This is a genomic window from Actinomadura roseirufa (assembly GCF_900659635.1).
GTDB lineage: Bacteria > Actinomycetota > Actinomycetes > Streptosporangiales > Streptosporangiaceae > Spirillospora > Spirillospora roseirufa.
In genome coordinates, this window is the sequence record NZ_CAACVB010000108.1 from 1 (window position 1) to 26,264 (window position 26,264).

Here is a 26,264-nt window from a genome sequence, read left to right on the forward strand (position 1 = left end):
CGCCACGACCTCGTCGGGGTTGACGCCCTTGTTGGGCTCCTTGCCCCCGGTCAGCTCCTTGACCAGCTCCGACACCGCGGGCATGCGGGTCGAGCCGCCCACCAGGACGACCTGGTCGATCCCGTCGACCGAGATGTTGGCGTCCTTGAGCACCGAGTGGAACGGCGCCTTGGTGCGGTCGAGCAGGTCGGAGGTCATCCGCTGGAACTCGGCCCGGGTGAGCTTCTCGTCCAGGTGCAGCGGGCCCTCCGCCGAGGCGGTGATGTAGGGCAGGTTGATCTGCGTCTCGGACGAACCGGACAGCTCGATCTTGGCCTTCTCCGCGGCCTCGCGGAGCCGCTGCAGCGCCATCTTGTCCTTGGACAGGTCGACGCCGTTGGCGTTCTTGAACTTCTCCACCAGCCAGTCGACGACCTTGTTGTCCCAGTCGTCGCCGCCCAGGTGGTTGTCACCGCTGGTGGCCTTGACCTCGACCACGCCGTCGCCGACCTCCAGCAGGGACACGTCGAACGTGCCGCCGCCGAGGTCGAACACCAGGATGGTGGCCTCGTTCTCCTTCTCCAGGTGGTAGGCCAGCGCCGCCGAGGTCGGCTCGTTGATGATGCGCAGGACGTTCAGGCCCGCGATCTGGCCGGCCTCCTTGGTGGCCTGGCGCTGGTGGTCGGAGAAGTACGCGGGCACCGTGATGACCGCGTCGGTGACGGTCTCGCCGAGGTAGGACTCGGCGTCGCGCTTGAGCTTCTGCAGCACGAACGCGCTGATCTGCTGCGGCGTGAAGTCCTTGCCGTCGATCGAGGTCTTCCAGTCGGTGCCCATCTCGCGCTTGACCGAGCGGATCGTCCGGTCCACGTTGGTCACCGCCTGGCGCTTGGCGACCTCGCCCACCAGGACCTCGCCGTTCTTGGCGAAGGCGACGACGGACGGCGTGGTCCGCGACCCCTCCGCGTTCGCGATGACGGTGGGCTCGCCGCCCTCCAGGATCGCGACGACCGAGTTGGTCGTCCCGAGGTCGATGCCGACCGCTCGTGCCATGTCTCTCGTCCTCCGTCGTTCTTGCCGGTCATCACGCTCCGGTCGCGTCCCCCAGGGTGTGCGTCCGGTCGAGTCGTCTGTCCGCCAGACTGCCTCCCCGGGTGGCCGTTGTCAAATGACTTGAGTCGACCCGGCTCAACTTTGCTGACGCTCTCTACAACAGGACGCTTGAGCCCCCTATTCCGGTTCCCGGCGCGGCCTCCGCGACGCGTGGCGGGCCGGGCGAGATCGGCCGAGGTGGGGCGTGAAAGGGGCGGAGGTGTGCGGGTGATACGACGTGACCGCCATCCGCGAAGGAAAGGCACCACACCATGGGGGAACCCCTCATCGCCCACCCGCCCCGGCCGCGCAGCCCGGACCAGGCGGACGAGGCCGCCGTGCTGCGGCTCTCAGTACACGAACCCGAGCGGTTCGGGGAGATCTTCGACGCCTACTTCGCGGAGATCCACGGTTACGCCGCCCGCAGGCTCGGTCCGGACGTCGCCTCTGATGTCGCGGCGCAGGCGTTCCTGGAGGCGTTCCGCGTACGGGCCCGTTACGACGCCGGACGCGCCGGCGTGCGGACGTGGCTGTACGGAATCGCGACCAACGTGATCGGCAAGCACCGCCGCGGGGAGATGCGGCGGCTGCGGGCCGCCGCGCGGCTCGGGCCGGACGAGCCCCCGCACGCCGGAGGGCACGCGGACCTGGTCGACGCCCGGGTCAGCGCCGAGGGGCTGCGCGGCCCGCTGGCCGGGGCACTCGCCCGGCTGTCGGACGGCGACCGGGACGTGCTGCTGCTGGTCGCGCTCGCCGACCTCGGCCACGCGGAGATCGCCGCGGCCCTCGGCATCCCGTACGGGACGGTCGGCTCGCGGCTGAACCGGGCCCGCCGCAAGGTGCGCGCGGCGTTGGGCGGAAGCAACCCGATCATGATTGTGGAGGACTGACATGGACGAACTGCGCATGATCCGCGAGGCGTACGGCACCGCCGCGCCGCCCACGCCGGAGGAGACGGGGGCGGCCCGCGCCCTGCTGTGGGCCGAGCCCGCGCCCGGTGTCGCGCCCGCTGCCCGGCGCGCCGCCGGGCCGGGGGGCTTCCTCCGCCGCCCGCGGTTCGGGTGGCGGCTCAACGCGGGGCTGGGGCTGGTCGCCGCGGGTGCCGCCGCGGCCGTCGCCGTCGCCGCGATCGGCTCGGGAGCACCGGACGCGCCGTCCTCGCGGCCGGGGCGGATCGACCTCGACAAGCAGGCGGTGCTCGCCGCGGCGTCCAAGGCGGAGCAGGCGCCGACCGGCGACTACTGGCACTCAGAGCAGATCCAGGGCCAGTCCTACATCATCCGCCCGAAGACCGGAAGCTACGCGATCGTCGGCGCCCACAGCGAGACGTTCACGTGGTCCGGGGCCAAGTCGGGCTTGGGCCAGGGGTTCTACGGCCGCGATATCCCGTCCCGGCCGCTGACTCCGCAGGACGAGAAGCTGTGGCGCAAGGACGGGTCACCGGCGAAGTTCAAGGTGTTCTCGAACGACCACTACTCCGACTACGGCCGGGGCAAGGGGCCGTGGCGGATGGACCCCCAGCGCCCCAAGGACGGCGGGACGTGGCTGGACGGCATGACCACGGAGCAAGTCCAGGACCTGCCGACCGACCCGGGACAGCTCGCCAAACTGTTCTTCCACGGATTCGGGCTGAAGGGTCCGAAGGCCAAGGCCATGGCCAAGGCGGGGAAGAAGGACGGGCCGCTGACGCCCGCCCAGGCTGTGCTCCGGGTGGAGGACGTCCTTGAGACAGCGCCGGTCCCGCCGGCCGTCCGCGCGGGGCTGATGCGGGCGCTGGCCGCGCAGCCCGGCGTGCGCGCGCTCGGGACGGCGGTCGATCCGCTCGGCCGGAAGGGCGTGGCGCTCGGCGCCGACGAGCCGGTCACCCGGATCACCGGGCAGTACGGCGACCCCGCCGCCGACCGCGGCGAGTACGGCTCCCGGGTGGAGCTGATCTTCGACGCGAAGACCGGGGCGCTGCTGGCCCAGCAGCGGGTGCTGACCCGGGCCGGCGGCCCCTACCGGGACCAGCGCCCGGGCTTCGTGATCAACTACTGGGTCGTCCGCGACTCCGGCTGGAGCGACGCCAAGCCGAAGCCCCCGGCGGACCTCCCCTTCTGAGCGACACGTCCGGCCGGCGGACCGGCCGGGCGACCCGCCCGCGCGGCTCACACCCGCGCGGGCGTTCGCGTGCTCACCTGGAGAGGCGGGCCTCCAGGCCGTCCACGGGTCTGCTCTGGGAAACCGGCGTGAAAGCGATTCGGGGGTTCGACGGATAAAGGGTGACACCCGACCCCCGGAGGTACTTCATGAACCCCCCACGCGGGACGGCCGAGTGACGGCCCCGCCCGACATCGCCGAGCCACAGGGCACGCGCGACGAGGACGACGCCGCTCTCGTCGTCGCGTCCGTGGACGACGCTGAACGCTTCACGGCCGTCTACGACCGGCACTTCCCGGCCGTCTACCGTTACGTCGCCGGCCGGCTCGGGCCGCAGGTCGCCGACGACGTCGTCGCCGAGACGTTCCTGGCCGCGTTCCGCCGCCGCGCGTCCTTCGACCCCGCCAAGGGCGGCGTCGGCCCCTGGCTGTACGGCATCGCCACCGCCGAGGTCGCCCAGCACCGGCGCGCCGAGACCCGTCGCTACCAGGCGCTCGCCCGGGTCGTCCCCGACACCGGTCCCGGCGGGCACGAGGACCGCGTCGCGTCCTCGGTGTCCGCGGGACGGATGCAGCCGCAACTCGCCCGGGCCTTGGCCGGGCTGTCCCGCAAGGACCGCGACGTCGTCCTGCTCAAGGCCCTCGCCCAGCTCACCCACGAGGAGATCGGCGCGGTGCTCGGCATCCCCTATGGCACGGTCGGCTCCCGCCTCAACCGGGCCCGTAAGAAGCTGCGGGCCTGCCTGCCCGCCGGAACGGAAGGAATCTGATCATGGACGAGCTGCGAATGATCGCCTCGATGCTGGCCGAGGAGCCGCCGCCGCACGCCGCCGCGCGCGGCCGGGGGCGCCTCGCGGCGCAGATCCGCGAGCCCCACCGCAATCCGCCCCGCCGGTTGCGCTGGCCCGTCCTCGGTGGCTTCGGCCTCGCCGCGACCGCCGCCGCCGCGACGGGCGCGGTCCTGCTGTCGTCCGGCACGACGCCCCGCGCGCCGGATACCGTGAAGGCCCAGCCGGTGTCGGCCCAGTCGGTGCTGCTGGCGGCCGCGCGCACGGCCGACGCCGCCCCCGAGGACGGCAAGTACTGGCACACGCGGAGCCTGAGCACGAGGCCTGTCAATGTGGGGCCGAAGGGCGCACAGTACTGGATGGACGTGCTGATCATCCATGAGACATGGGTCGATTCGAAGGGGCAGGTGTGGTCCGGCTACCGGCGGGCGGGGGCCCGGCCGCATTCGGCGGCCGACAAGGCGGCCTGGACGCGCGACGGCTCGCCTTCCAAGTGGGTGACGCACGGTGAGGGTACGCTCTCCATCTCCGTCAAGCCCGAGCCCGGAACCGTCACCAAGGCTCGCGGTCCGAAGACCTTCGCTCTCTGTGACAAGGAGATGTCCTACAAGCAGGTGCGGGCTCTACCCAGCGACCCCGGAGCGTTGAGGAACGCACTGACCCAGGCCATGCTTCACAACGACGACGGTCCGGTTCCCCCAGGGGCGCAGCGCGGCTTCCTCGCTGACTGCGCCACCGGGCTCCTGGGGGAAGCGCCCGCTCCGGCCAAGGTGCGCGGTGCGGCCTACCGTGTGCTGGCCGGGCTCCCAGGGGTCAAGATCACCGGTAGGACCACCGACGAGCGGGGCCGCGCCGGGGTCGGCTTCGACATCGGCACCGGCCCGGGGACGCGGCACCTGGTGATCGAACCGAAGACCTCCCTCGTCCTGTCGGAGACGAGCAAGGGCGAGCAGGGGGGGAAGCTCCCAAGAGGCTCGGCGAGCCTCGTTCTGGAGAGCGGACGCACCGACTCCGGGCCCGCGGAGCCCCGGCTTCCCTGAGGCGACCGGTGCGGCTCGCCCGGCCACAGGGCCGGGCGAGCCCAGGGGCGGCCTCTACGCCGTGAGGTCGGACGGGGCGGTGCCGGCCTCCGCCAGGGGGAGGCCGAGCGCCGCCCTTTCCACCAGCCAGGTGCTCGGACGGTAGCGCGGGTCCCCGGTGGCGGAGTGCAGGCCGCGCAGGACGTCCAGGACGCGATCGGCGCCCGCGTGGTCGCCCCACTCCAGGGGCCCGCGCGGGTAGCCGAGGGCGAGTCGGACGGCGGTGTCGATGTCGGCGGGACCGGCCAGCCGCCGCTCGGCGATGCCGCAGCCGACGTTGACCACCGAGGCCAGCAGCCGCTGCGCCACCGTGGCGGGCGCGTCCCGGACCACGCTGACCTGACGCCCCGTCGCGGTGAGCGCCGCGACGGCGGCGCGGCCCGTCTCCTTGTCCACGGCGGGGTGCACGGCAAGGGTGAGGCGGGTGAAGAACCCACCGAACGGGTCAATGCCCAAGGTGCGTTCTGCAGGAAGTCCCTCGGCCCGGATGATGTCCACGACGCTGCGCCCGTACGGCGCGACCAGCACGATCGCCGTGCCGGACGGCTCGTCCCCGGACTCGACCTCCACCCCCGCTTCAGCGAACAGTGCGCCCAGACCCTCACGCACCCCCGGCTCCTGGTCGTGAATCCACACCGGCAAGGGCTGCACGTCCGGGGCGGAGATCTCGTCCGGCTCCTGCTTGGCGCCGTCCACGTAGGTGTAAAAGCCCTCACCGGTCTTACGCCCGAGCAGTCCCCCCTCCAGGCGGGCCCGTCCAATCTGGGACGGGCGGAGCCGCGGGTCGGTGTAGAACCCCGTCCAGATGGACTCCATCGCGGGCTGCGACACGTCCATCCCGGTGAGGTCGAACAACTCGAAGGGCCCCATCCTCAGGCCGAGGACGTCACGCGCGATCCGGTCGATGTCCACCGGCTGGGCCACGCCCTCGGACAGAATCTGCAACGCCTCGGTGCTCAGGCCGCGCCCCGCGTGGTTGACGAGGAACCCCGGTGTGTCAGGGGCGCGCACCGGCTCATGGCCGAGACTCCGGACGAGGTCGGTCAGCGCGTCGGGAATCCACGCCGCGGTCCGCGCACCGGGGATCACCTCCACTAGGCGCATCAACGGCACCGGGTTGAAGAAGTGCAGGCCCACCAGCCGTCCCGGGTCGGCCAGCGCCGCGCCGATCGCCGTGACGGACAGCGAACTGGTGTTGGTGGCCAGCACCGTGTGCGCCGGGACGACCTTCTCCAAGGCCGTGAAAAGCCCCCGCTTGACCTCGATGTCCTCCTGGACGGCCTCGATGACGAGATCGCAGTCCCGGAACGGGGTGAGAGGCTCACCGACCGCGCGCAGCCGGCCCTTGGCCGCGGCCGCCTCGTCCACGGTCATCCGGCCCTTGACGGCCAGCCGGTCGAACATCGCGCTGACCTGCTCCACGGCCTGGACCACGGCCTCCATGCGGATGTCGGCCACCTCCACGATCAGCCCGCCGGCCGCCGCGACCTGCGCGATCCCCCGTCCCATGGCCCCGGCGCCGATCACCCGCACCGTCGTCGCCCGCCGCGTCCACCGCTCCATCGCCGCCTCCAAGCACCCGCCGATCCGTTGCCGGCATTCAACCTTCCACAGGACCGGAGCCCGGCGGCACCCCCGCCATTGGACGCGTCGCCGCCTCGGCCGCCCCGCCCTTGGAGAGGCAGGCCGGGCAAGGGGCCTAGGCGGGGGTGGGGCGGGTCCAGCCAGGGTCCCGGCCCGTCATGGCGATCATGCGATCAAGGGGTGTGGCGTCGTCCGGGACAGTGCGGGCGGCCTCGAACAGGCCCTCGATGCGCGCGCCGCCGCTCTCCCTGACCGCCTCGCCGACGAAGGCCATGCACGCGTCGAGCTCGTCCCGACCGGCCTCGTAGGGGCTGCCGGTGGCGCGCGCGATGTCCCAGCCGTGGATCACGAGCTCGTTCAGCGCCACGCGTCCGGCGACCTCGCCCGGCAGGTCCAGGCCGCCGGCCTTCGTCATCCCCTCCCAGGCTTCGGGCGCCCGCCAGGCCGCGCCGAGCGCGTCGAGCTGCTCGACGACGCGGGCCCGCCAGCCGGGCGCGAGCCGGGAGGCGTCACCGGACGGGGGCTGGGACGGCCCGTCCGGGAACCGCTTGCGGGCGGCCCAGGCGAAGGCCAGGGACAGCCCGTTCACGTGGTCGGCGAGATCGCCGAGCGTGTAGTGCTCGCAGGGCGTGCGGGCGGTGAGCTCGTCGTCGCGGACGGCGGCCAGCAGGCGGCCGAGCCGGTGCGCGGCGGGGGCGAGGTCGGGGTTGGACGTCATGGTCGGCTCCCTTGTCCGATCGTCCTGTTCGTTCCGCTATACGGACTTGGGGACCTCGCGATACTCATCGCCGCGGCGTGTCTCTATGGTGTGGGGACGACATTAGGGCGGGTAGGTGGTCGCGAGGCTTGAGGACGTGCGGACCGGCCGCTGACCTGCGCGGGTGACGCGTAAGCTACTACCGAATAATATTCGGACCCCGGACGGGGCGACGGCCGGTCACGAGCCCTACGCTGACTGCCATCGCCCGTACCCAGGAGGACGGAACCGTGTTCTGGATCACGTTGATCATTGGGCTCGCCGGAACGGCGGCCGCCCTGGCGCTCGCCGGGCGGCGGGTGCTGTTCCTCGCCGCGATCGCCAAGAGCGGGCAGCCCGACCCCGAACGCGTCCTGCAGGTCAAGCGTGACCCCAAGGCGGACATCGAGGGCCAGGTCACCGAGGTCCTCGGCCAGCGCAAGCTGCTGAAGTGGACGGTCGCCGGCGCCGCGCACGCGGCGGTGATGTGGGCGTTCTTCCTGCTCGCCACGGTCTACCTCGAAGCCGGCGTCGCGCTGCTGTTCGGCCTCGACGCGCACATCCCGGGCCTGCAGACATGGGCGCCGATCGGGTTCGTCCAGGACACCATCGCCCTCGCCTGCCTCGCGGGCCTCGCGGTGTTCACCGCGATCAGGGTGAAGAACTCGCCCAAGCGCATCGGCCGCAGGTCGCGGTTCAAGGGCTCGCACCTGTCGGGCGCCTGGATCACGCTATTCATGATCTTCAACGTGATCTGGACGATGCTCTTCTTCCGGGGCGTGGAGTGGGCCAGCGGCAACCTCGACTACGGCAAGGGCGCCTACGCGTCCTACGCGGTCGGGCAGCTCTTCGACGGGACGGGCGACCACACCCTGGAGGTGCTGGAGTCCGTCGGCCTGCTGCTGCACATCGGCGTCGCGCTGGTCTTCCTGGTGTTCGTGGTCAACTCCAAGCACCTGCACATCTTCCTGGCCCCGCTGAACGTCATGTTCAAGCGCCGCCCGGACGGCCTCGGCGCCGTCCAGCCGATGATGTCGGACGGCAAGCCGCTGGACTTCGAGGAGGCCGACCCCGACGAGGACGTCTTCGGCCGCGGCAAGATCGAGGACTTCACCTGGAAGGGCTTCCTCGACATGGCGACCTGCACCGAGTGCGGCCGCTGCCAGTCGCAGTGCCCGGCCTGGAACACCGGCAAGCCCCTCTCGCCGAAGATGGTCATCCTCGAACTGCGCGACCACGCCCTGGCCAAGGCGCCGTACTTCACCGCGTCCGAGGAGGCCCGGGAGAAGTTCACCGACGAGCAGAAGCTCGCCATGCAGGTGGACAAGGAGCTCGTCGGCGAGGACGGCGTCATCCACCCCGACGTCCTGTGGTCGTGCACCAACTGCGGTGCCTGCGTCGAGCAGTGCCCCGTCGACATCGAGCACATCGACCACATCCTGGACATGCGCCGCTTCCAGGTCATGATCGAGTCCTCGTTCCCGTCCGAGGCCGGCGTCATGCTGAAGAACCTCGAGAACAAGGGCAACCCGTGGGGCATGTCCGAGATGAAGCGCCTCGAATGGATCGAGGAACTGGACTTCGAGGTCGAGGTCGTCGACGACAAGCTCGCCGAGGACACCGAGTACCTGTTCTGGGTCGGCTGCGCGGGCGCCCTGGAGGACCGCGCCAAGAAGACCACGAAGGCCGTCGCCGAGCTGCTCCACATCGCGGGCGTCAAGTTCGCCGTCCTCGGCCCCATGGAGGCGTGCACCGGTGACCCGGCCCGCCGCCTGGGCATGGAGTTCGTCTTCCAGATGCTCGGCCAGCAGAACGTCGAGACCCTGAACGACGCGGGCGCCAAGAAGATCGTCGCGACCTGCCCGCACTGCTTCAACACCCTCGCCAACGAGTACCCGCAGATCGGCGGGAACTACGAGGTCGTCCACCACACCCAGCTGCTGGCCCACCTGGTCGAGGAGGGCAAGCTCACCCCGGTCGCGCCGATCGAGGAGAACATCACCTACCACGACCCCTGCTTCCTGGGCCGCCACAACAAGGTCTACAAGCAGCCCCGCGACATCATGGCCACCGTCCCGGGGATCAAGACCAGGGAGATGCACCGCCACAAGGACCGCGGCTTCTGCTGCGGCGCCGGCGGCGCGCGGATGTGGATGGAAGAGCGTATCGGCAAGCGCATCAACACCGAGCGCGTGGACGAGGCGCTGGAGACCGACCCGGACACCGTGTCCACCGCCTGCCCGTTCTGCCTGGTCATGCTGGGCGACGCCATCAACGAGAAGAAGAACGAGGGCGCGGCCAAGGAGTCGCTGGAGGTCGTCGACGTCTCCCAGCTGCTGATCCGCTCCATCAAGGGCGAGGGCAGCGCCCCCAAGGAGCCCGTCGCCGCCGAGTGAGGGCCGGCCCTGGGCCCGCACGCGAGCCCGGGGCCTTGTCCGGCCGTCCAGTGGATCTCTTCAGAAAGGCAGGGTAGACACGGGGGATGGCCGTGCTCGTGTCCGTCCTGGCGCTCCTCATGACGCTGGCCGGGGGTCTCGCGGCGATGCGCGTGCGCGACCACCGGCACCTCGTGCTGGGCCTCGCGGGCGGCCTCATGCTCGGCGTCGTCGCCTTCGACCTGATCCCCGAGTCCCTGGAGATGTCCACCGCGCGCCCGCTCGGCGTCCCCGCCCCCATGATCGGGTTCGCGTGCGGCTTCCTGCTGCTGCACGTGGTGGAGCAGTCCGTGGCGATCCACCGCGCGCACGAGAACGAGTACGCGCCGCACGTCCACGCCCACGGCGCCCGGCACGGCCACGCGGCCGGAGCCGGCGTCGACGCGCCGGGCGGCCGGGCCGGGCTGCTCGCCGCCGGCGCGCTCGTCGGCCACAGCCTGATCGACGGCCTCAGCATCGGCCTCGGCTTCCAGTCCGGGACGGAGGTCGGCGCCTTCGTCGCCCTCGCCGTGATCACCCACGACTTCGCGGACGGCTTCAACACCTTCACCGCCGCCTCACTGCACGGCTCCGGCCGAGGATCCGCCGTGGCGCTCCTCGCCGCCGACGCCGCCGCGCCGATCGCCGGAGCCGCCCTCACCCTGGTGATCACCGTCCCCCAGGCGGCGCTCGGCCCCTACCTCGGCCTCTTCGCGGGCGTCCTGCTCTACCTCTCGGCCGCCGAGATCCTCCCCGAGGCGCACAGCGGCCACCCGCGCGTGATGACGCTCTGCGCGACGGGCCTCGGCCTCCTCGTCGTGGGCTTCTCCGTCGGCATGGCCGACTGAGCCGCCCGGCCCCTCACACCTTCGTACGGTGGAAGTTCATGAACGACCGCGACGGCGTGGGGCCCCGCTGGTCCTGGTACCGCGACCCGTACTTCGCCGACCCGTACGGGAACTCCGCCGGAGAGCTCGTCCGGAACAGGCACATCTGCCCGATCTTCATCCCCGGCCACAACTTGATCGGCAGCGTCGCCACGTTCGACAGCTCCAGCGTCACATGCCCGCTGAACCCCGGGTCGATCCACCCCGCCGTCGAGTGCGTCAGCAGCCCCAGCCGTCCGAGCGAACTCTTGCCCTCCAGCCGCGCCGCCAGATCGTCCGGCAACGCGAACACCTCGTACGTCGACGCGAGCACGAACTCTCCGGGATGCAGCACGAACGCGTCCTCGGCGTCCACCTCCACCAGCCGCGTCAGATCCTTCTGCTCCACGGCGGGGTCGATGTGCGGGTACCGGTGGTTCTCGAACACGCGGAAGTACCGGTCCAGCCGCACGTCCACACTGGACGGCTGGACCATCACCGGCTCGAACGGGTCGATCTTCACCCGCCCGGACTCGATCTCGGCCCTGATGTCACGATCGGAGAGCAGCACGTCAGAAAAGCTACCGGCTCCCGAGCCCCCCTCGCGCACCACGCCCCACGTGCCCCGCCCCCACGGACTTTCCGGTACGATGACCGAGCAGCGGTTCCCCACCGCCGTATCACGCGGGTGTAGTTCAATGGTAGAACTTCAGCTTCCCAAGCTGACAGCGCGGGTTCGATTCCCGTCACCCGCTCCACACCAAAGGCCCAGGCCAGGGACATGATCCCCAGACCTGGGCCTTGATCGTTTCATCACCCTCATCACTGCGGGCAATTAGCGGGCAATTAGGCCACCGGCACCAGCGCCCCGGCCGGGCCCTCGTCATCCTCGTCATCCGGCTCCTGCTCCGCTCGCACGAGCGCGTCCAGGCGGTCAGCGATGACGCGGTCAGCGCGGTCGGAACGGTGCTGATAGCGCAGCGCCGCCCGCTCGTTGTCGTGACCCATCCGAGCCATCAGCGTCTTGAGCGAGACACCCATGTCCGCGGCCAGGGTGTTGCCGGTGTGGCGAAGGTCGTGGAAATGCAGGTTCGGCACACCCAGCGCTTTCACGACGTGACTCCAGCGCGTGATCTTGTTGAAGCCGCTGCGCCGGAGCGGCCCGCCCTTCACGCCGGTGAAGACGAGCGCCTCAGCGTCGGGCCGGACGTACTTGTCCATGTGCGCGATCAGGTCCGGAACGATCGCCGCCGGGATGGACACGGTACGCAGGCCCGCCCGAGACTTGGTCGGCCCGAGGATCATCTCCCCGTTCGCGCGCTCGACGAAGGCCGCCCGAACCCGGACGGTCCGCTTGACGGTGTCGACGTCGGACCGCCGCAGCGCAGTGATCTCACCCCATCGCAGACTCGCGAACGCGGCCAGAAGGATGAACGCGCGTAGCCGGTCGTCCCGGAGGACGTCCGCGTGCCCGTCCTCGGCCATCTTCCACAGCACCCGCTCAGCCTCCAGCCGCGTGGCGAAGGTCTGCGGGAACCGGCGCATGATCCCGCCCTTGATGCGGTACCGGAGCCGGTATTCACCAGAGTCCAGCTTGCGGATATTGCCGACCGGCCGCACACCGACCCGTTCGGCCAGTTCGAAGACCTGAGCAACGGTCAGCGTGGGCCGCTCCGCGGCGTGTTCGGTGCCGGCTCCGCGCACCTGGCACGGGTTGCGGGACAGGATCTTGTCCTCTACGACGGCCGTCATCAGCACGGCCCGCAGCAGCCGGTATGCCTTGGCCGTCATACTCGCCGAGACCCCCGCCTCCAGCAGCCTCGCGCGCCAGTCGCGGATCATGGCCGTGGAGAGCTTGCCGAGCTGAACGCCGCCGAGGTGCGGCCTGATGTGCTTTTTCAGCAGCCAGCGGTACAACTCGACCGTGCGCGGCCGGAGGTTCGGCCGCTGCTCGATCCAGCGCTCCGCGTAGTCGCCGAGCTGGACTTTGGCCCGATCGGGGTCCGTCCAGTCCCCCTTGAAGATCTGAGCTTCTATCAGCGACAGCCAGCGCTCAGCGTCGCTCTTGCGCTCGAAGGTCGTCGGCGCGAAGTGGCGCCGTCCGGTCGGCCCGATGTAGCTGGCCTGGTAGCGACCAGAGACCCGCTTGCGGATGTTGCCGAAGCGCCGGTGGCCCGGCTTGTTTCCCTTGGCCATCAAGCGGCCCTCCACACGTCGGAAGCGGTCATGGGCTCGACCAGCCCGGCCGAGACGAACTCACAGAGCGCGGATTCGGGGATGCGGACGAAGCGTCCGAGCTTGACGAAGCGGATGCGCCGTTCGGCCACCAGCCGACGAGGGAACCGCGGACCGGTGTTGAGGAACGCGCCGGCCTCCTGGATCGTCAGCAGCCGCTCGTCCAGACGAATCGGAGCCGGTTGCGATGCTCTGGTCATGCGGAACTCCCGTTTGTTGGTGCAGGGGGAGGAGGGAGAGGTCTTCCGGTGAGTGCGGCGGTGACGAGTGCTTCGCCGCGTGTGAGGCCCTGGCTGTGGAAGCGCCATTCGCCGATGGCGGAGATCAGGTCAGGGTCTTGGCCGTGGGGTGGTTGCCAGCCGGGGAATTGTTCGCGGACGAAGTCGATGCGTGCTTGGCGGAGTGCGCCGAGGGTGGTGGAGTACTGGCGGGACTTGGTGGAGAAGTGGCCGCGGAAGCCGAGCATGTGCGCCCATTGGACGAGCCGGAGGTCCGCGAACTCGTCCAGGGCACCCAAGGTGAGGCACTCGCTGATGAGCCGCCGGGCGTGCGGAGTGACAGGCAGCTTGGCCAGGTCGTCAGCGTGATCGAGTCGCCGGTCCAGGGTGCCGACGCATTCGGCCGCCTTGGTGGCGTACTTGGCGATGTAGCCCGCCACGGCCTGTTGCGTGAGCGCGCCCGAGGAGGTGATGGCCCGTACGTCGACCTGGGAACCCCAGGCCAGCGACCGCGCGGGCATGGCGGGGGTGCCCGGGGTGGTGACCGACACCGCGTCGGCAGCGTGCCGGACGGCGTCGTCCAGGAGCCCGAGGGTTGCCCAGCCGGGCGGGGACGTGGCCGGTCCGTCGGGACCGTCGAAGCGGATGACGGCGTGGAAGTGGACGACGCCGCGTCGTTGGTATTCGGCGACTTTGGCGAAGGAGACCGCGAGGTTCTCGCGGAACTCGTTGTGTGTCAGCCCGGCCGCTTTGGCCAGGTAGCGGCGTAGAGCGAGGGTGAAGCGCCGCCACAGCTCTGGGGCCATGGCGTTGAACAGCACCGATCCGGCGTAGTCGTAGCAGTCGGGGCACAGCGGCTCGCCGAGCCGGGAATCGTCGTCGTTGTGCCGGGCGCCGCAGGAGGCCACGACGCCATGCGGGCACGGCGCGGCGTTTCGGCGAGGGTGGCAGCGTTCGACTCTCCCAGCGTTGCGGACTCGCCGCGCGTGGACGGCGCCGAAGGAGGGGGCGGTGAGGGTGACGAACGCGGCCGGGTGTGCTGCCACGGTCTCGGGGACGCCCTTGCCGCCGGCCAGGCCCGCGCGGATGAGCTGATAGGTGTCGGCACGGTACAACTCGGCGCAGGCCGCGCAGCGGGAGGCCCGCCGGGTCTTGCAGGCCACCGGCAGCGCGCCGTCAGGTTCACTGTCGGTGGAGTAGGTGTGCAGCAGTTCTCCGGTACCAGTGTGGACGTGTTCCACGGTGCCGGTGAGGAAGACCGGTTGTGAGCAACCGCCGGTGGTGCGGGCACGAGCGGCCCAGCGCTCGAAGTCGGGCCGGTCGATGATCTTCGCCATCAGCCGGGCGTCCTGCGGTGTGATGACCGCGTGAGGCACGATGAACGGATCTCCTAGCCGAGTTGGTTGCGGATGAGGGGATGGCCCCCGACGTGACGGCGTGACTTGGCGGTTGAGCGGTCACGCCGGGGGCGTTCAGGTCACTGGCAGTTGCCCAGGCCCGAGCAGTGGGGGCAGGTGTCGCCGTGGGAGTCCAGGCCGGTCCCGCCGCAGTTGCAGCACTGCCACCACTCGCCGAGCGGGACGAGCGGACGCGGGAAGGCGATGGCCGATCCGGTCACCGGGTCCTGCGCGGTCACCTGGTCGGAGCCGCAGGCCGAGCACGAGGGCCCGCCGCGCAGCGCGAGCAGGGTCACCCAGTGCAGACCGCCGCCTGTGACGTTGCAGGCCCGGCACCGCAGCCGCCACGTTGTCTCGGGGGGCATCAGGCGGCCTCATCGTCGAAACCGGCGATCAGGTTGGTTGCGTAGCTGTGCGCGGCGTAGTGCAACTCCATGCGCCGGGCCGGGATGTGAGTCGCTTCGTAGGTGACCGGTCCGAAGTGCCTGCGGGCGATGTAGTGGCCACCGTCCGAGATCTCGTCACAGACGGGCACGTCGAGCGCATCGGCGATGCGGTCGACGTCCGCACGCTGACGCAGGTCGGTCGCCGCGTCCTGGCTGACGCCGGAGGGGACGCCCAGCGTCCAGCTGAACCGGGGCACGGGTACCGAGGGGTTGGCCTCCAGGAAGGCCGCGAGGTCCCGAAGCCCCTGGATCGTGCGGTCACGGTGCGAGGTGCCGGTGGTGGGGGTGTGGTTCTGTGCAGACATGGCGATCTCCTGAGCTGGTGTGAGTTAGGCGGGTACGTCAGTGCGGACTTGGTGAAGGAGGTCGGAGGCGAGCTGGTTGGACACGCCGAGCCGGGCGCGCAGGGCGTCACGGGTGATGGGCCGTCCGTGCTGGTTGTGGTGTTCGGTCGCGACGCGGCGGGCGAAGTCGACGAGCGGACTTGCCGCAGGCGAGGTAGGCGAGGCAGGCGGGGACGGCGCGGCGGGTTCGTCGGACGCCGGGACGGGGAGTGGGATCTCGGTCTGGCCGTCCGGCTCGTCCTGCGTGTGCTGGTCACCCTCGTCCGCCGGACCCCGCTCGTCCTGCTCGTCCTGCTCGTCCGGGACGGCGCCGGAGGGGGCGGGACGGCCGTCCTCCCACACCACCCACGGCGAGGACGAGACGGCCGCCGAAGTGACCGTGTCCGAGGACGGAAGGGCGGACGGCACAGGTTGAGCGCCGGACGCGCGACGTTCCAGCATCGAGACGGCGACGAGGAACGCCACGGCCGGAGTTGCCGCCGACAGCCAGCCCCAGCAGGAGCGTTCGGCTTGTGCCAGGTTGGCCGCCAGGCTCAGGACGATGCCGCCGACCAGGACGAGCGTCGGCCACGACAGCGGAGCCGTCCGCCGCTTGGTGCGCTTGTCCTGCTGCCGTTCACGAGCGGCCATGACGCAGGTCAGGTCGATGCACACCGCCACGGCCCAGGCCATCCAGCCGCCTTGACCGTGTTCGGCGGCGGTATCGCGGATGTGGGTGAAGGACCCGGCCGCAGCGATGCCGGCCAGGACGAGCACCGGCCCGGAGTCAGCGACCGCAGCCACCACGCGCCGGGTCATCGGCCCGTCCCCAAGACGAGGACGGAGGGGGACCGCGTTCGCGGACATGAGCACCTCCAGGGGGTTTCAGGCATGGGTCGGGTAGGGACGTGGCGTGATCAGGGCCCACGCCAAGCCGCGAAGAGGGAGAGGGAGCGCTACGCCGCGTCGATGTCGGGAAGGCGGCCGATCAGGTCGGCCCAGGACGGGGCGAGGTGGGAGAAGTCGCGGGCGGCCTGTTCGGCTTCGGACTCGCTGACGTACTCGGCACGGGCGCGATGCCAGGTGCCGTCTTGTCCGGCGACCACGGCGACGCCGGGAGTCTCGGGGGCGATCGCTCGGGCGACTTCCAGGGCCGCCGGGTCGAGGTCGCCCAGGGCCATGTTCGCGGTCTCGGGATCGTTGACGCGATGGCAGACGCGGCCGGACAGCTGAGCGCGCAGGGCGGTGACACCGGGCCCCAGGTCGGAGCCGATGCGCTGCCCGCAGATGATGAGGAAGACACCGAACGCCCGGCCGAGTTGCGCCACCCGCAGCAGCGCCGTCCCGGTCTTGGCGACCTCGTCCTTCTCGGACTTGTCCGCCATGAGGAACAGTTCGGCGACCTCGTCCACCAGGACCACGACGGGCACAGGTCGGAGCGCTTCGGGCAGCTTCCAGATGTTGCGGGCACCGTGCTCCCGGCACACCGCCATCCGTTGCTCGACCTCGCCCACCAGGTCTTCCAGCAGGTCCACCGATTCCTTACGGGTGGTGGCCAGAGCCGACAGGCGCGGAGCATACGGGGTGAACTCCACACCGCCCTTGAGGTCGAAGCCGATGAGGGCGACCGGCTGAGGTGCCAGCGCCTTGATGGTCGCGTTCGCCAGGTTCGACTTGCCGGACTGTGTCGCGCCGACGATCATCCAGTGCGGCACCGTCCGGAAGTCGATCACCCACGGCTCCCCGTTCTCCAGGACGCCGGGACGGACCACGAGCAGGTCAGCAGGCCCACCGCCCGCCACGACATCGATCAGAGGGTCCCGGCGCGTTGCCAGCAGCGTGATCCGGCCGGGCTTGTGCTTCAGCACTCGGACGCTGTGCACCCGCCAGGAGTGCGCCAGCCGCTCAGCGGCCTTGACGTAGTCCTCTGGGACTTGGCCGTCGTGCAGGCGGACCCGCAGCCGCCACCCGTACGGGGTCGGGAGCATCAGCCCCAGACGCGGCGCCTGCTCGACCGAGACCCGCCGCACCCGCCGCTTCTGCTCGACCACCGACGCAGCCGACCGCGCCGCCAGCCCTACGACCGGGATCGCGTCCAGGGTGACCCGCCATGCACGCTTGGTCCGCGCCAGCTTGCAGCCCGACGCCACAGCCCGCCACGTCAGGTAGACCCGGACGAGGCGAACCGGGAAGGCGACCCCGTACCAGAACGACAGCGGATGCCACCGCGACCAGGCCCAGAGCCCGGCCGCCGCAGCGGCCGAGACCCCGAGCACCAGACACAAGGACGTATCCATCTCAGGCAGCCGCCACGCCATCGGCGCCCACCGGCACGACCCGCTCGGCGCGGAACGAGACACCCGACCGCTTCTCACCGTTCAGGGTCTGCTCCCAGTAGAAGCCGACCAGACCGACCGGAGTAACGACCTGACCGAGCGTGAGACCGGGGTCGCCCGACACCGCCACCGTCACCAGGTCCACACGACCCGCCTCATTCGCGGCCGACAGACCCACCTGGTAAACCGCCTCCCCGTTCTTGTCGACCTTGACCTCTCCTGTCTCCTGATTCACGAGCTTCGGGCGCGGGGGCGAGACGCACACGAACGACAGTGAGGAGATGTCCACAGGGATGTTGCGCACGAGACCTCCAGGTCCTTGAGTTCCTACAAACATAGGTTACCTAGGAAAGTGGGTTTGTAAAGCCTTTGGCCGGAACTTTCCTATGAACCCAGGAACCTGTGATGAGGGCTATGCTGCTGACATGGGCAAACAGGGCCACATGGACCGGAGGAAGGTCTACGTCCGCATAGCGGATGAGCTGCGGCAGGACCTTGCCTCAGACCGCTATCCGGTCGGGGAGTCGCTCCCCAGCATCGTCACGCTGAGCGCGCGGTTCGGTGCGGCCAAGGCCACGGTGGAACGGGCCCTGAACGTGCTTCGTGAAGAAGGGCTCATCCAGAGCCGTCAGGGAAGCCCCAGCGTCGTGATAGCGAAGCCGGAGCAGGAAGAAGCCGGAGACGCTCCGGAGGAGCCAAGCCAGGAGTTCACTCTCCTATGGGGCCAGCTCCAGGAGATCAGGGAGCATCTCCGGCGGCAGAACCTCAGGCTGGACGAGCTTGAGAAGCGGACGAAGGACCTGTGAGCTTCGCGACGAGTTGTGCCGTGCGGCGCTGTGTCGCCGCCACCTCGGCCGAGATTTCCGCCAGCTCCTTCAGCAGCCTTTGACGCTCGAACTCGGTAAGCCCCGTCTTGGTGGCCATTACCCCTCTTGGTGTTGTCCGTGCCTACGTCTGCGCGGTCGGTGGGTGCCGACAACCGCGGCGAGGTGGTGTTCCTCCGCACCTCGCCACGGGGGATCCGTCACGGCCGTCAGTCGAGTCTCATGCGTGCTGCCAGCGCTCTGACCTCAGGTCCCTTGGAGTGACGCCCGCTGCTGCGCAGGTCCCGGACGAGGTTTCGCACGAGCGGACGGTTCCGAACGTGCTGGGGCGCGATCCGGTCAGCGGTCAGGAGCGCGTCCACCGCCTTGTCTTCCTTGCGGTTCATCGCCATCCCAGCCGCCCGGCACGTCCAGTAATGCGCCTGTCGCTCCCCCGAGGCGATGTCGGATATCTCGACCTGTTCCGCGCGCGTGACGACGTCGCGAGGACGGCCCAGTTCGAGACTGATCTCTAGGGCGTGAATGCGCGTGTTCACCCGGTTGAACTGTGTCTGGAACACGTTCCCGTTCGACGGGAGTCCCTCCGCGACCCGCTCAGCCTCCCTTAGGTGACCTTCGGCTTCCTGCCGGTGCAGTAGTCGCGAGTACGCGATGGCAGCCCGGAGATGAAGTGCCCCCCAGAGTGCTTGCAGGCTCGCGCTGCCTGTTCCCACGTGCTCGTCAATGTCGTCCAGCGCCGCCAGCGCAGCCGACTTCGCCCCGTCCAAGGACGCCTCATGCAACCAGACCCCGCACAGGTCCCATGCCGACGCCGCCACCAGTTCGGGCGCTCCCACCCGTTCCGCCGCCACGAGTTCGCGTTGTACCGCAGTCCAGCCGAGGTCATGGTGACCCAGCAGGTTTGCGGTAACCCGGCCCATGTGGCAGGCCCGGAGCATCAGTGCCTCGGCGCGGTCACGGTCGGGCGAGTTCCGGTCAGCCGTGTGCAGGGTGAGATCGCTGATGATCTGCGGAAGGATGTCGCCCAGCGCGGAGAACCGTGCATCCTGGCGAAGCTTCTCGGCAAGGGTGACCTGGCCGGCGATCTCGGCGAGTGGACTCGCTTCACGCTGCCCGACCATCGCGGCCCCGCCCGGCATGGTCGCCTGTTGAAGGGCCAGCCGCAACTGGGGGATGGTCGCATGGCCCGAGTCGAGTTCGGCGGTCTCGTGCCGATACGGCTGCCCGGTCAACTCGGGCAGTTCGACATCCAGGACCCTGGCCAGCTTGCCGAGCACGCTCGCGCGGTCGAGCGGAAGCCGTCCGTTCTCGATCTTGGTGACCCAACTGACGGAACGGTCCATCTCATCGGCCAGCGTCGCCTGGTCCCAGCCCTTGCGCCGTCGTGCACGAGCGACGCGTTGGCCAGTGGTCATCTCTTCACTCACGCGGGGGGACTCCTTTCGCCACACTGGCAACCTAGGCGCCGTGATGACGATCATCGTCAGTAAAAGTGACACTTCCGTCCGGATGATGCCTCTCACCAGCGAACATCTAAGTTCCGATTCTCCCTGCCGTCGTCACCACCGGGCGGTCACTGCTCACTCAAGCATGTTGAGCGTGAACCGCGCCCAGCCTCCAAAGCACCACAAACCGAACATGTGGCCGTCTTGCTTCCTGGCGTGCGAGGCCCGGTAGGTGAAGCCTCCGAGCGGGCGGGCACGCGGGTGTCGGGCCCACGCGGTAGTAAGGTAACCCGCCCTCTCGGAGGGGACTCAGCCGCCGGACGCCTCCGGCTTTCGGGACTCCTGCATCGGACGCTGGCGAGCGGGAAGCGTCGCAGCGTGTGCGCCGTCCAGCGCATCGAGGTTCGCACGCGCGTTCGCAGTGATGATCTTGATCGAGTACGGCAGGATCCCCTGCGTACGCATCGCTTCCTCGTACGCTGCGCCGACCACTTCGACGGCAAGGCGCATCAGAGCAGTTTGGAGCCGGTCGGCAGTCGAGCTTTCCGTTGACGGCGGTCGACGGGCCTTCTCGTCCGCGCTCACAGCTCCTCCATCACGACCAGGGCATGAAGCAAGCGCCGCCACCACGGCCGCCGCCGCGGCCCATGGCGCCCATGCACCGGCAGTGGAATGGGCGGCAGCCCCTCCGCGTGTGACGTCGACGACGAGAGCGCCGACCGGTGCAGCCGAGCAGGGAGCGCCGACGGCTGCGCCGGACGGGAGACTTCGCGCCTCCGCGCGGTATCGAGCCACCGTGCCAGTTCGGCGGGCGACTCGGCTTCCATCAGATGATCGGTCGTGCCGCGGCGAACGACCGCGAACCAGTGTCCCGTCGCGTGCCCGCGCCACAGCGGCACCGAAGGGAACCGGTGACGCAGTTCGGCCAGCACGGGATCCGGGCCCGTCTCACCCGCTGCCCACCGTGTAGCCCGGACGGACGAGGCGTTCATCACGGCACCCCCGCTCCGGCAACCTCCGGGCGCCGGCTGAGATAGCCGAGCACGTACACGGCCGCGTCCGTGATGTCGTCCGTCGGAGCGATCGGTTCCTGCCACGATGTGTAGAACCAGCGGACGCCGCGATCCTCCGCGCGCCGCCGACACGTGATCGTGTCCGATGCGTACGACACCTCTTCGCAGCACCCCGGTACGTCCAGCTTCCAGACCTTGAGAGAGCTTGCCGTCAGTTTCACCTTGAGACCACGCGCGGACAACTGCGTTCCCAGCATGGCCAACGAGCCATGGCCAGAGGCCATCACGACACCTCCATTCAGCCGCCATGCGGGTCACGGAACGGGAGCGCTATTCAGCACCTTCCTCATCAGCCCGCGCCTGCAAGACGTACTTCACGCGTTCCACCCCGCTGCGCACGTCGGAAGCCCGGCCGAGAAACACCTCCAGGACAGCCCACTGGAACCAGAGTTCGCCGTCCAGCGGGTTCACGCGGCACCCGATCTGCTCACCCAGTTCGGTCGACCCGATGCCGGCCACGTGAAGCAGCGGGGGATCACCCACGACCAGGCGAACCCTGAACCCCGCCTCCGTGAGCGCTACGCCCAGATCCTCCAGGCTTGTTCTCGCGTCGGTCATCCCGTCCTCCGCAGCGGATACGACATCCGAAAAGTAGGACCGGAACACACGCGATCACGGAGAAAAAGTGACAGGCCATGTCCGTGACCTGCAAAGAGACGATTCCGCCAGCATTCAGCAGCCCCATAGCCGGGCCATGGACAAAATGGGCTAATCCAGCCCGATGAGAACTTTCTTTACGTCTTTAAAGGCGCCCGCTACGCGGCCGCCGGGCCAGCCCGGGACGGCGGGCGTGCGGCCTCTCCGGGCCGGTCCCGCCGTCCCGATCTGCCCCCGAAGGCAGAGCCCGACCCAAGAGTGCGAACGACCGCCCCCTGTCTGAGACGCTGGGGACGTGTCCGCGCCGGGATCCGTCTTGATCGTTTCAGCGACACGCCGGGGTCTCATGCACGACCGGAGGTTCGCTGCAATCACGCGCCATGCACGGTCGCCTATGCACCATCCAGCCAGCGGCTTTACCATGGGGTCCTCATCGCCCCTACGAGGGTTCGCAACTTGAGCCTCTGGAATTGTGACATCGCCATGGCTGCCGGTCCTCATCGCCCCTACGAGGGTTCGCAACTCCCGAGTGATGACGGTGAAACCCAGGGTGCTAGTCCTCATCGTCCCTACGAGGGTTCGCAACTCGAGGACCGAACCTTCCCGCGCAAGCGCGTCCGCTGGTCCTAATCGTCCCTACGAGGGTTCGCAACTGCCAGCCAGTACGGGTGACCGCGATCGTGCGGTCCGTCCTCATCGCCCCTACGAGGGTTCGCAACGAGACGCCGCGCCTGACCATCACCGCACCGCAGCCTCAAGGACAGTGACGGCGAGACGACGTGTCGTGGTTGAGCGTGCGCGACTGGGGAACCCCGTGGTTCCCCAGACCCCTCCTGGAGCCGGGGCACTCGTTCGCGCGAAACGGTCTGTCACGGGTTGCGCGTCGTTCGCGCGAACAAGCACCCCGGAGCGTGCAGCGCCCGTGCGGGTGGGCGAGCCGCGGGCCGGAGAACGCGATGGGTGCGCAGGTCAGCGGTTGATTGACGGGCAATTAGCGGGCAATTAGGCAGGGTGATCAAGGGGCATTAGCGGTCACTTGCGGTACGGACGAGCGCCAGGTCGGGCCGCTGATGGGGGAAGATCGGTTTGGTTCCCAAGCTGACAGCGCGGGTTCGATTCCCGTCACCCGCTCCACCCAGAAGGCCCAGGCCAGAGAAGAATCTCTGCCTGGGCCTTGATCATTCTTCGTAACGAAGGCCGCGGGCCGACGTCGTGAGCCCGGTCTCGGAGCTCTTAGGCGACCTTCCAAGTCCGGTCGCCGAGGGTGGCCACGAGATCCAGGTGGCCACCGAGCGCAGCGATGTAATCCCGTACGACGTCAATGCCGGACACCTCGCCGTGTTCGATCTTGGAGATTCGAGCCTGGCTGACGCCCAAGATGTCAGCGAGTTCGGCCTGTGTGACGCCCGCGGCCTGGCGGATCTCGGCGAGTTGAAATCCGCGGACGTATGCTTCGCGGCGTTCGCGCGCGACGGCCTCCCCTGCAGCACGGTCCTTCTCCTCGCGAGGGTCGAGTGCTGCCGCTTTCGCCTTGACGTCTGACCATTTGCTGTACCGAGCACTCATCGTGCCTCCTGCTCGTCCTGTTTGAGCGTGATCAGGTGCTGGCTGAAGCGTTCGTCCGCAAGAGGTATCGCTTCTCGGTACCAGCGCTTCCAACTGCCGGCCTTGTCGCCGGCCACCAGGAAGATCGCTTCCCTTGTCGGATCGAAGCAGAACAACATCCGGATCTCGCTCGTCCCGGTCGAAGGCGGGCGTAGCTCTTTCATGTTGTGGTAGCGGCTACCTTGGACCCGATCGACGAGGGGACGGCGCGCTGTCGGACCTTCCTCTGCGAGCTGATCGATCGCGTCCTTGACCAGATCCGCAGACTCCGGATCAGCCGAGCACATCCCCAGGTACCACGCTTCGACCTCCGGGTGAAGGCTGATCTCCCAGCTCATACATCGATTATAACCATATAGTCATATCCTGGATGCGAGCCACCTCCTCCGACATGCTCGACGGGCCTCGACGGGCCGGTCCCGCCGTCCCGGTCTGGCCTCTGGAGGCAGAGCCCGACCCAAGAGGGCGCGAAGACCGCGCCTCCCTGAGATGCTGGGGACGTGTCCACCGCCGAGGCCCGCCTCGCCTTGATCGTTTCAGCGACACGTCGGAGTCTCATGCACGACCGGGGGTTCGCTGCAATAGCGCGCTAAGGGCGGTCGCCTATGCACCATCCAGCCAGCGGCTTTACCATGGGGTCCTCATCGCCCCTAATGAGGGTTTAGAGGCCGCAGACGCGGCCTTCGGCAGCCCCGGACGAGGAGTTCCCGGTCGGGGCTACCTCGGTCCAGACGGCCGGCTGCTCGTCGGCGCGTCCCGGGTGAACGCCTCTCATCGCCCTGGACCCTGAGTCCCCCTCATAGGCCGAGCGGCTCGGGACCAGCCGACCCGCCTCCGGCCGTCTGGACCGTTCCCCGCATGATCGTGACGTGAGCCAGCCGCATGGAACATCGCCCTCTTTCGCTTGGGGCCCTGAAGCCCTTCTCAAAGAACGCGAGCCTTGAGGGTTTAGCGGGGTCGTTACAGGCTGCCGTGCCGCAAGCGTGGCATTAGGGCGCTGGCTTCAGTGCTCTGGCCGCGCTGTCTCTTTGTCGGTCTGGTCTTGCTTGGGCTGGAACAGCGCGGCTGGGGCATCGGGGGGTGCCTCTATGTTCTTCGTCAAGCGTGCGGGCAGCTTCGGTCCGGGGTTCGATCTTGTTCGGGGGCATGAGACGGTCGGGTCGTGCCGGAGATGATGAGTGGGTTGGAGGCGGCCTTGGCTGAGGCGCTGTCTCCTTCGTGGGAGCAACGTGCTCGAGCCGGGCGTGACCTTGTTTCCTTCGCTGATGTTCCTGAGGCTGCGCAAGCGCTGGTGGGGTTGCTGCTGGATGTCGAGGACACGGCGGTGATTCGACAGACGGCAGAGGTTTTGGCCCGGGTGGGAACGGTGGCCGCTATAAGGCTCATCGCTCTCGCGGTTACCGAGGCTGACGACAACCAAGCCGACTGGCTGCAGACCGGGGTATTTGACGCGCTCGTGGGACCAGATGGTGTGCGGGACGTCGCAGCAGCCTGCGGGAAGCTCGTCCGGGACTCGGAAGAAGCTGTCCGTCGGGGTGCCGCAGATATCTTGGCCTGGACAGGCGACACAAGGTGTTGATCTGGATCGACTGCCTGTGGGCATGGCTCATGCAGCCGTCGCTTGGGGGCGACGAGGTTCGTAGAAGGCGCCGTCGCGGAGCATGGCGAACAGCACGCTGATGCGGTGGCGGGCCAGGCAGAGCAGGGCTTGGGTGTGGGTTTTGCCGCGGGCTCGGCATTTGTCGTAGTAGGTGCGGGAGGCGGGGTCGTGCAGGGCGGCGAAGGCTGAGAGGAACATGGCCCGTTTGAGCTGCCGGTTTCCGCTTCTGGGTGCGTGTTCGCCGTGGATCGAGGTCCCTGAGGACTTGGTGGTGGGGGCGAGGCCGGCGTAGGAGGCCAGGTGTGCGGCGGTGGGGAAGTTGGTGCCGTCGCCGGCAGTGACCAGCAGGACTGCTGCGGTCCTGACCGCGACCCCGGGCATCGAGGTCAGGACCGGGGAAAGAGGGTGAGCCTCCAGCCGGGCGGTGATCTGGTTTTCCAGTGCGCGTCGCTGCTGGTGAACGGCCGTCAGAGAGCAGGCGAGTGAGGGGATCACCAGGTCGAGGGTGCTGGTGCCAGGGACGATCACGGTCTGCTCGTCGAGGGCGGCGAAGACCTCGTCGATCAGCCGCTCGGCCATCCGCGGAGCCTTGGGACGGATCAGATCCGCACCGTCCGGCTTTGCGTAGTGCTGCCGGAGAGCCGTGGCGCTCCAGTAGCCAGGTGACGGCTGGATGGTCCAGCCGGGGGCCCAGCACCCGTTCAAGGCTGGGATGGAACTGGGTGAGCAGGCCACGGATCCGGTTGGAGGTGCGGTTGGCCTCAGCGGCCAGATCCTGGTCGAAGCCGACTAGCACGGTCAGCTCGGCGGTGATCTCGTCGGTGAGTTCCAGCGACCGCAGGACGTGTGGCATGGTTCGGGCGGCGTCAGCGATCACCGCGGCGTCCTTGGCGTCGGTCTTGGCCTCGCCCGGGTAGAGGTCGGCGATGCGCCGCATGGCCAGACCGGGCAGGTAGGCGACTCGGCAGCCCGCGTCGCGTGCCACCGCCAGTGGCAGGGCGCCGATGGATGCGGGCTGGTCCACCACGACCAGCACGGTGCCGAACTTAGCGGTCAGCTTGTCGAACACAGCCCGCAGCTTCGGCTCGCTGTTGGGCAGCGGCTTGTCGAAGACCTTCTTGCCGGCCGTGGTCAGCCCGTGGCCGTGATGAGTGCTCTTCCCGACGTCCATGCCGAGGAAGACGCCCACGTCTTGGGTGTTGAACAACCCGACACTCTCCAACTGCTCGCACGAGACCGGCCACAGGTGTCGTACACGCGCATCCACGTTATGCAGACCTGCCGCCCGCAAACGACCGGGCATTACGCCCGGCCAGGCAGTGGTCGGGCCTCTCATCAGCGTCTCCGACGGCACCCCCGGGCCCGGAGACACCACCCCCCAGGTCATCGGGGCGGATTCGAGGAGTCGTCGCAACATCCCTGACCAGGGAGTGCGATGGCCTTCGAGATTCGTCTGAACCGCAAGCCGCAGGGGCGTAAGGCCCTGGTC

General features: G+C 69.1%; 27 protein-coding genes, 1 tRNA gene and 1 pseudogene. 9 read left to right on the top strand and 20 right to left on the bottom strand.

All coding sequences use genetic code 11. The features are described from left to right. The coding region (locus E1291_RS22275; RefSeq protein WP_165495237.1) for an Hsp70 family protein at positions 1–1,032 on the bottom strand (1,032 nt) is incomplete at its 3' end. Between the two features lie 311 nt (positions 1,033–1,343). On the opposite strand from E1291_RS22275, the gene E1291_RS22280 reads away from it, so the two are divergent. The 4 genes from E1291_RS22280 to E1291_RS22295 all read left to right on the top strand — a co-directional run bounded on the left by E1291_RS22280 (position 1,344) and on the right by E1291_RS22295 (position 5,037). Next, the gene (locus tag E1291_RS22280; protein WP_131739917.1) at positions 1,344–1,961 is read left to right on the top strand and encodes an RNA polymerase sigma factor; all 618 of its coding nucleotides are present in this window, start codon (positions 1,344–1,346) and stop codon (positions 1,959–1,961) included. Position 1,962: 1 nt separating this feature from the next. Next, positions 1,963–3,171, top strand: coding sequence for a CU044_5270 family protein (locus tag E1291_RS22285; protein WP_131739918.1), 1,209 nt, complete (start codon positions 1,963–1,965; stop codon positions 3,169–3,171). A 214-nt stretch (positions 3,172–3,385) separates the two neighbouring features. Further along, entirely contained in the window at positions 3,386–3,979 is a 594-nt protein-coding gene (locus E1291_RS22290) for an RNA polymerase sigma factor (RefSeq protein ID WP_242614309.1), read from the top strand. Positions 3,980–3,981: 2 nt separating this feature from the next. Beyond that, entirely contained in the window at positions 3,982–5,037 is a 1,056-nt protein-coding gene (locus E1291_RS22295) for a CU044_5270 family protein (protein ID WP_131739919.1), read from the top strand. A 54-nt stretch (positions 5,038–5,091) separates the two neighbouring features. On the opposite strand, the gene E1291_RS22300 is transcribed toward E1291_RS22295, so the two are convergent. Together E1291_RS22300 and E1291_RS22305 are read right to left on the bottom strand one after the other, a co-directional pair. Then, positions 5,092–6,639 (bottom strand): 3-hydroxyacyl-CoA dehydrogenase, encoded by a 1,548-nt coding sequence (locus tag E1291_RS22300; protein ID WP_131739920.1) that lies wholly within the window; start codon positions 6,637–6,639, stop codon positions 5,092–5,094. 136 nt (positions 6,640–6,775) lie between these two features. Continuing rightward, positions 6,776–7,378, bottom strand: coding sequence for a TIGR03086 family metal-binding protein (locus E1291_RS22305; RefSeq protein WP_131739921.1), 603 nt, complete (start codon positions 7,376–7,378; stop codon positions 6,776–6,778). Between the two features lie 269 nt (positions 7,379–7,647). Here E1291_RS22305 and E1291_RS22310 point away from each other — a divergent pair, with 269 nt between their 5' ends. Beyond that, positions 7,648–9,792 carry a (Fe-S)-binding protein gene (locus E1291_RS22310; protein ID WP_131739922.1) on the top strand — a complete coding sequence of 715 codons (2,145 nt, stop codon included), beginning with the start codon at positions 7,648–7,650 and terminating at the stop codon, positions 9,790–9,792. 86 nt (positions 9,793–9,878) lie between these two features. Next, complete coding sequence (locus tag E1291_RS22315) at positions 9,879–10,658, top strand: ZIP family metal transporter (protein WP_131739923.1); 780 nt, start codon at positions 9,879–9,881, stop codon at positions 10,656–10,658. 13 nt (positions 10,659–10,671) lie between these two features. On the opposite strand, the gene dcd is transcribed toward E1291_RS22315, so the two are convergent. Further along, positions 10,672–11,247 carry a dCTP deaminase gene (dcd, locus tag E1291_RS22320; RefSeq protein ID WP_131739924.1) on the bottom strand — a complete coding sequence of 192 codons (576 nt, stop codon included), beginning with the start codon at positions 11,245–11,247 and terminating at the stop codon, positions 10,672–10,674. Positions 11,248–11,360: 113 nt separating this feature from the next. Between dcd and E1291_RS22325 the strand changes: the two genes are divergently transcribed. Then, positions 11,361–11,434 (top strand) — tRNA-Gly (locus E1291_RS22325). Between the two features lie 88 nt (positions 11,435–11,522). Here E1291_RS22325 and E1291_RS22330 read toward each other — a convergent pair. The 8 genes from E1291_RS22330 to E1291_RS22365 all read right to left on the bottom strand — a co-directional run bounded on the left by E1291_RS22330 (position 11,523) and on the right by E1291_RS22365 (position 17,935). Beyond that, positions 11,523–12,872 (bottom strand): tyrosine-type recombinase/integrase, encoded by a 1,350-nt coding sequence (locus tag E1291_RS22330; RefSeq protein ID WP_131739925.1) that lies wholly within the window; start codon positions 12,870–12,872, stop codon positions 11,523–11,525. Continuing rightward, the gene (locus E1291_RS22335) at positions 12,872–13,111 is read right to left on the bottom strand and encodes an excisionase family DNA-binding protein (protein ID WP_207400880.1); all 240 of its coding nucleotides are present in this window, start codon (positions 13,109–13,111) and stop codon (positions 12,872–12,874) included. Before E1291_RS22335 ends, E1291_RS22330 begins: the two co-directional genes overlap by 1 nt. Continuing rightward, a complete protein-coding gene (locus E1291_RS22340; protein WP_306434475.1) occupies positions 13,108–14,505 on the bottom strand; it encodes a replication initiator in 1,398 nt (465 codons plus the stop codon). Before E1291_RS22340 ends, E1291_RS22335 begins: the two co-directional genes overlap by 4 nt. Positions 14,506–14,606: 101 nt before the next feature. Continuing rightward, positions 14,607–14,891: a hypothetical protein gene (locus E1291_RS22345; protein WP_131739926.1), complete on the bottom strand. Its 285-nt coding sequence runs from the start codon at positions 14,889–14,891 to the stop codon at positions 14,607–14,609. Continuing rightward, positions 14,891–15,277 carry a hypothetical protein gene (locus E1291_RS22350; RefSeq protein ID WP_131739927.1) on the bottom strand — a complete coding sequence of 129 codons (387 nt, stop codon included), beginning with the start codon at positions 15,275–15,277 and terminating at the stop codon, positions 14,891–14,893. Before E1291_RS22350 ends, E1291_RS22345 begins: the two co-directional genes overlap by 1 nt. A gap of 24 nt (positions 15,278–15,301) precedes the next feature. Beyond that, positions 15,302–16,099: a DUF2637 domain-containing protein gene (locus E1291_RS22355; RefSeq protein WP_306434476.1), complete on the bottom strand. Its 798-nt coding sequence runs from the start codon at positions 16,097–16,099 to the stop codon at positions 15,302–15,304. Between the two features lie 152 nt (positions 16,100–16,251). Beyond that, positions 16,252–17,571: an FtsK/SpoIIIE domain-containing protein gene (locus E1291_RS22360; RefSeq protein ID WP_242614310.1), complete on the bottom strand. Its 1,320-nt coding sequence runs from the start codon at positions 17,569–17,571 to the stop codon at positions 16,252–16,254. Between the two features lie 22 nt (positions 17,572–17,593). After that, positions 17,594–17,935 (bottom strand): SCO3933 family regulatory protein, encoded by a 342-nt coding sequence (locus E1291_RS22365; protein WP_131739930.1) that lies wholly within the window; start codon positions 17,933–17,935, stop codon positions 17,594–17,596. 121 nt (positions 17,936–18,056) lie between these two features. Between E1291_RS22365 and E1291_RS22370 the strand changes: the two genes are divergently transcribed. Next, positions 18,057–18,437, top strand: coding sequence for a GntR family transcriptional regulator (locus E1291_RS22370; protein ID WP_165495238.1), 381 nt, complete (start codon positions 18,057–18,059; stop codon positions 18,435–18,437). A 227-nt stretch (positions 18,438–18,664) separates the two neighbouring features. Here E1291_RS22370 and E1291_RS22375 read toward each other — a convergent pair whose 3' ends face one another. From E1291_RS22375 to E1291_RS22405, 7 genes are all read right to left on the bottom strand, one after another. Beyond that, positions 18,665–19,882 (bottom strand): helix-turn-helix domain-containing protein, encoded by a 1,218-nt coding sequence (locus E1291_RS22375; protein WP_165495239.1) that lies wholly within the window; start codon positions 19,880–19,882, stop codon positions 18,665–18,667. Positions 19,883–20,209: 327 nt separating this feature from the next. Next, positions 20,210–20,485: a hypothetical protein gene (locus tag E1291_RS22380; protein WP_131739933.1), complete on the bottom strand. Its 276-nt coding sequence runs from the start codon at positions 20,483–20,485 to the stop codon at positions 20,210–20,212. Further along, positions 20,482–20,832, bottom strand: a complete 351-nt coding sequence (locus tag E1291_RS22385; RefSeq protein ID WP_131739934.1) for a hypothetical protein — start codon at positions 20,830–20,832, stop codon at positions 20,482–20,484. Before E1291_RS22385 ends, E1291_RS22380 begins: the two co-directional genes overlap by 4 nt. A 59-nt stretch (positions 20,833–20,891) precedes the next feature. Continuing rightward, the gene (locus E1291_RS22390; RefSeq protein WP_131739935.1) at positions 20,892–21,197 is read right to left on the bottom strand and encodes a hypothetical protein; all 306 of its coding nucleotides are present in this window, start codon (positions 21,195–21,197) and stop codon (positions 20,892–20,894) included. A 46-nt stretch (positions 21,198–21,243) separates the two neighbouring features. Next, on the bottom strand, positions 21,244–21,531 hold the full coding sequence (locus tag E1291_RS22395) for a hypothetical protein (protein WP_131739936.1): 288 nt from the start codon (positions 21,529–21,531) through the stop codon (positions 21,244–21,246). Between the two features lie 1,272 nt (positions 21,532–22,803). After that, entirely contained in the window at positions 22,804–23,136 is a 333-nt protein-coding gene (locus tag E1291_RS22400) for a helix-turn-helix domain-containing protein (protein WP_131739937.1), read from the bottom strand. Next, positions 23,133–23,513, bottom strand: a complete 381-nt coding sequence (locus E1291_RS22405) for a type II toxin-antitoxin system RelE/ParE family toxin (RefSeq protein ID WP_131739938.1) — start codon at positions 23,511–23,513, stop codon at positions 23,133–23,135. Before E1291_RS22405 ends, E1291_RS22400 begins: the two co-directional genes overlap by 4 nt. 824 nt (positions 23,514–24,337) lie before the next feature. Here E1291_RS22405 and E1291_RS22410 point away from each other — a divergent pair. After that, positions 24,338–24,754, top strand: coding sequence for a hypothetical protein (locus tag E1291_RS22410; RefSeq protein WP_207400881.1), 417 nt, complete (start codon positions 24,338–24,340; stop codon positions 24,752–24,754). 27 nt (positions 24,755–24,781) lie between these two features. Here E1291_RS22410 and E1291_RS22415 read toward each other — a convergent pair. Beyond that, a pseudogene (locus tag E1291_RS22415) lies at positions 24,782–25,946 on the bottom strand (IS110 family RNA-guided transposase). Positions 25,947–26,264: the final 318 nt, after the last annotated feature.

Bases quoted from the DNA above. Each gene is read 5' to 3' on its own strand.
- E1291_RS22285 (WP_131739918.1), top strand. From the start codon at position 1,963: ATGGACGAACTGCGCATGATCCGCGAGGCGTACGGCACCGCCGCGCCG.
- E1291_RS22330 (WP_131739925.1), bottom strand. From the start codon at position 12,872: ATGGCCAAGGGAAACAAGCCGGGCCACCGGCGCTTCGGCAACATCCGC.
- E1291_RS22300 (WP_131739920.1), bottom strand. From the start codon at position 6,639: ATGGAGCGGTGGACGCGGCGGGCGACGACGGTGCGGGTGATCGGCGCC.
- E1291_RS22370 (WP_165495238.1), top strand. From the start codon at position 18,057: ATGGGCAAACAGGGCCACATGGACCGGAGGAAGGTCTACGTCCGCATA.
- E1291_RS22405 (WP_131739938.1), bottom strand. From the start codon at position 23,513: ATGAGCTGGGAGATCAGCCTTCACCCGGAGGTCGAAGCGTGGTACCTG.
- E1291_RS22280 (WP_131739917.1), top strand. From the start codon at position 1,344: ATGGGGGAACCCCTCATCGCCCACCCGCCCCGGCCGCGCAGCCCGGAC.
- E1291_RS22335 (WP_207400880.1), bottom strand. From the start codon at position 13,111: ATGACCAGAGCATCGCAACCGGCTCCGATTCGTCTGGACGAGCGGCTG.
- E1291_RS22390 (WP_131739935.1), bottom strand. From the start codon at position 21,197: ATGGCCTCTGGCCATGGCTCGTTGGCCATGCTGGGAACGCAGTTGTCC.
- E1291_RS22395 (WP_131739936.1), bottom strand. From the start codon at position 21,531: ATGACCGACGCGAGAACAAGCCTGGAGGATCTGGGCGTAGCGCTCACG.
- E1291_RS22295 (WP_131739919.1), top strand. From the start codon at position 3,982: ATGGACGAGCTGCGAATGATCGCCTCGATGCTGGCCGAGGAGCCGCCG.
- E1291_RS22350 (WP_131739927.1), bottom strand. From the start codon at position 15,277: ATGTCTGCACAGAACCACACCCCCACCACCGGCACCTCGCACCGTGAC.
- E1291_RS22345 (WP_131739926.1), bottom strand. From the start codon at position 14,891: ATGCCCCCCGAGACAACGTGGCGGCTGCGGTGCCGGGCCTGCAACGTC.
- E1291_RS22305 (WP_131739921.1), bottom strand. From the start codon at position 7,378: ATGACGTCCAACCCCGACCTCGCCCCCGCCGCGCACCGGCTCGGCCGC.
- E1291_RS22400 (WP_131739937.1), bottom strand. From the start codon at position 23,136: ATGAGTGCTCGGTACAGCAAATGGTCAGACGTCAAGGCGAAAGCGGCA.
- E1291_RS22315 (WP_131739923.1), top strand. From the start codon at position 9,879: ATGGCCGTGCTCGTGTCCGTCCTGGCGCTCCTCATGACGCTGGCCGGG.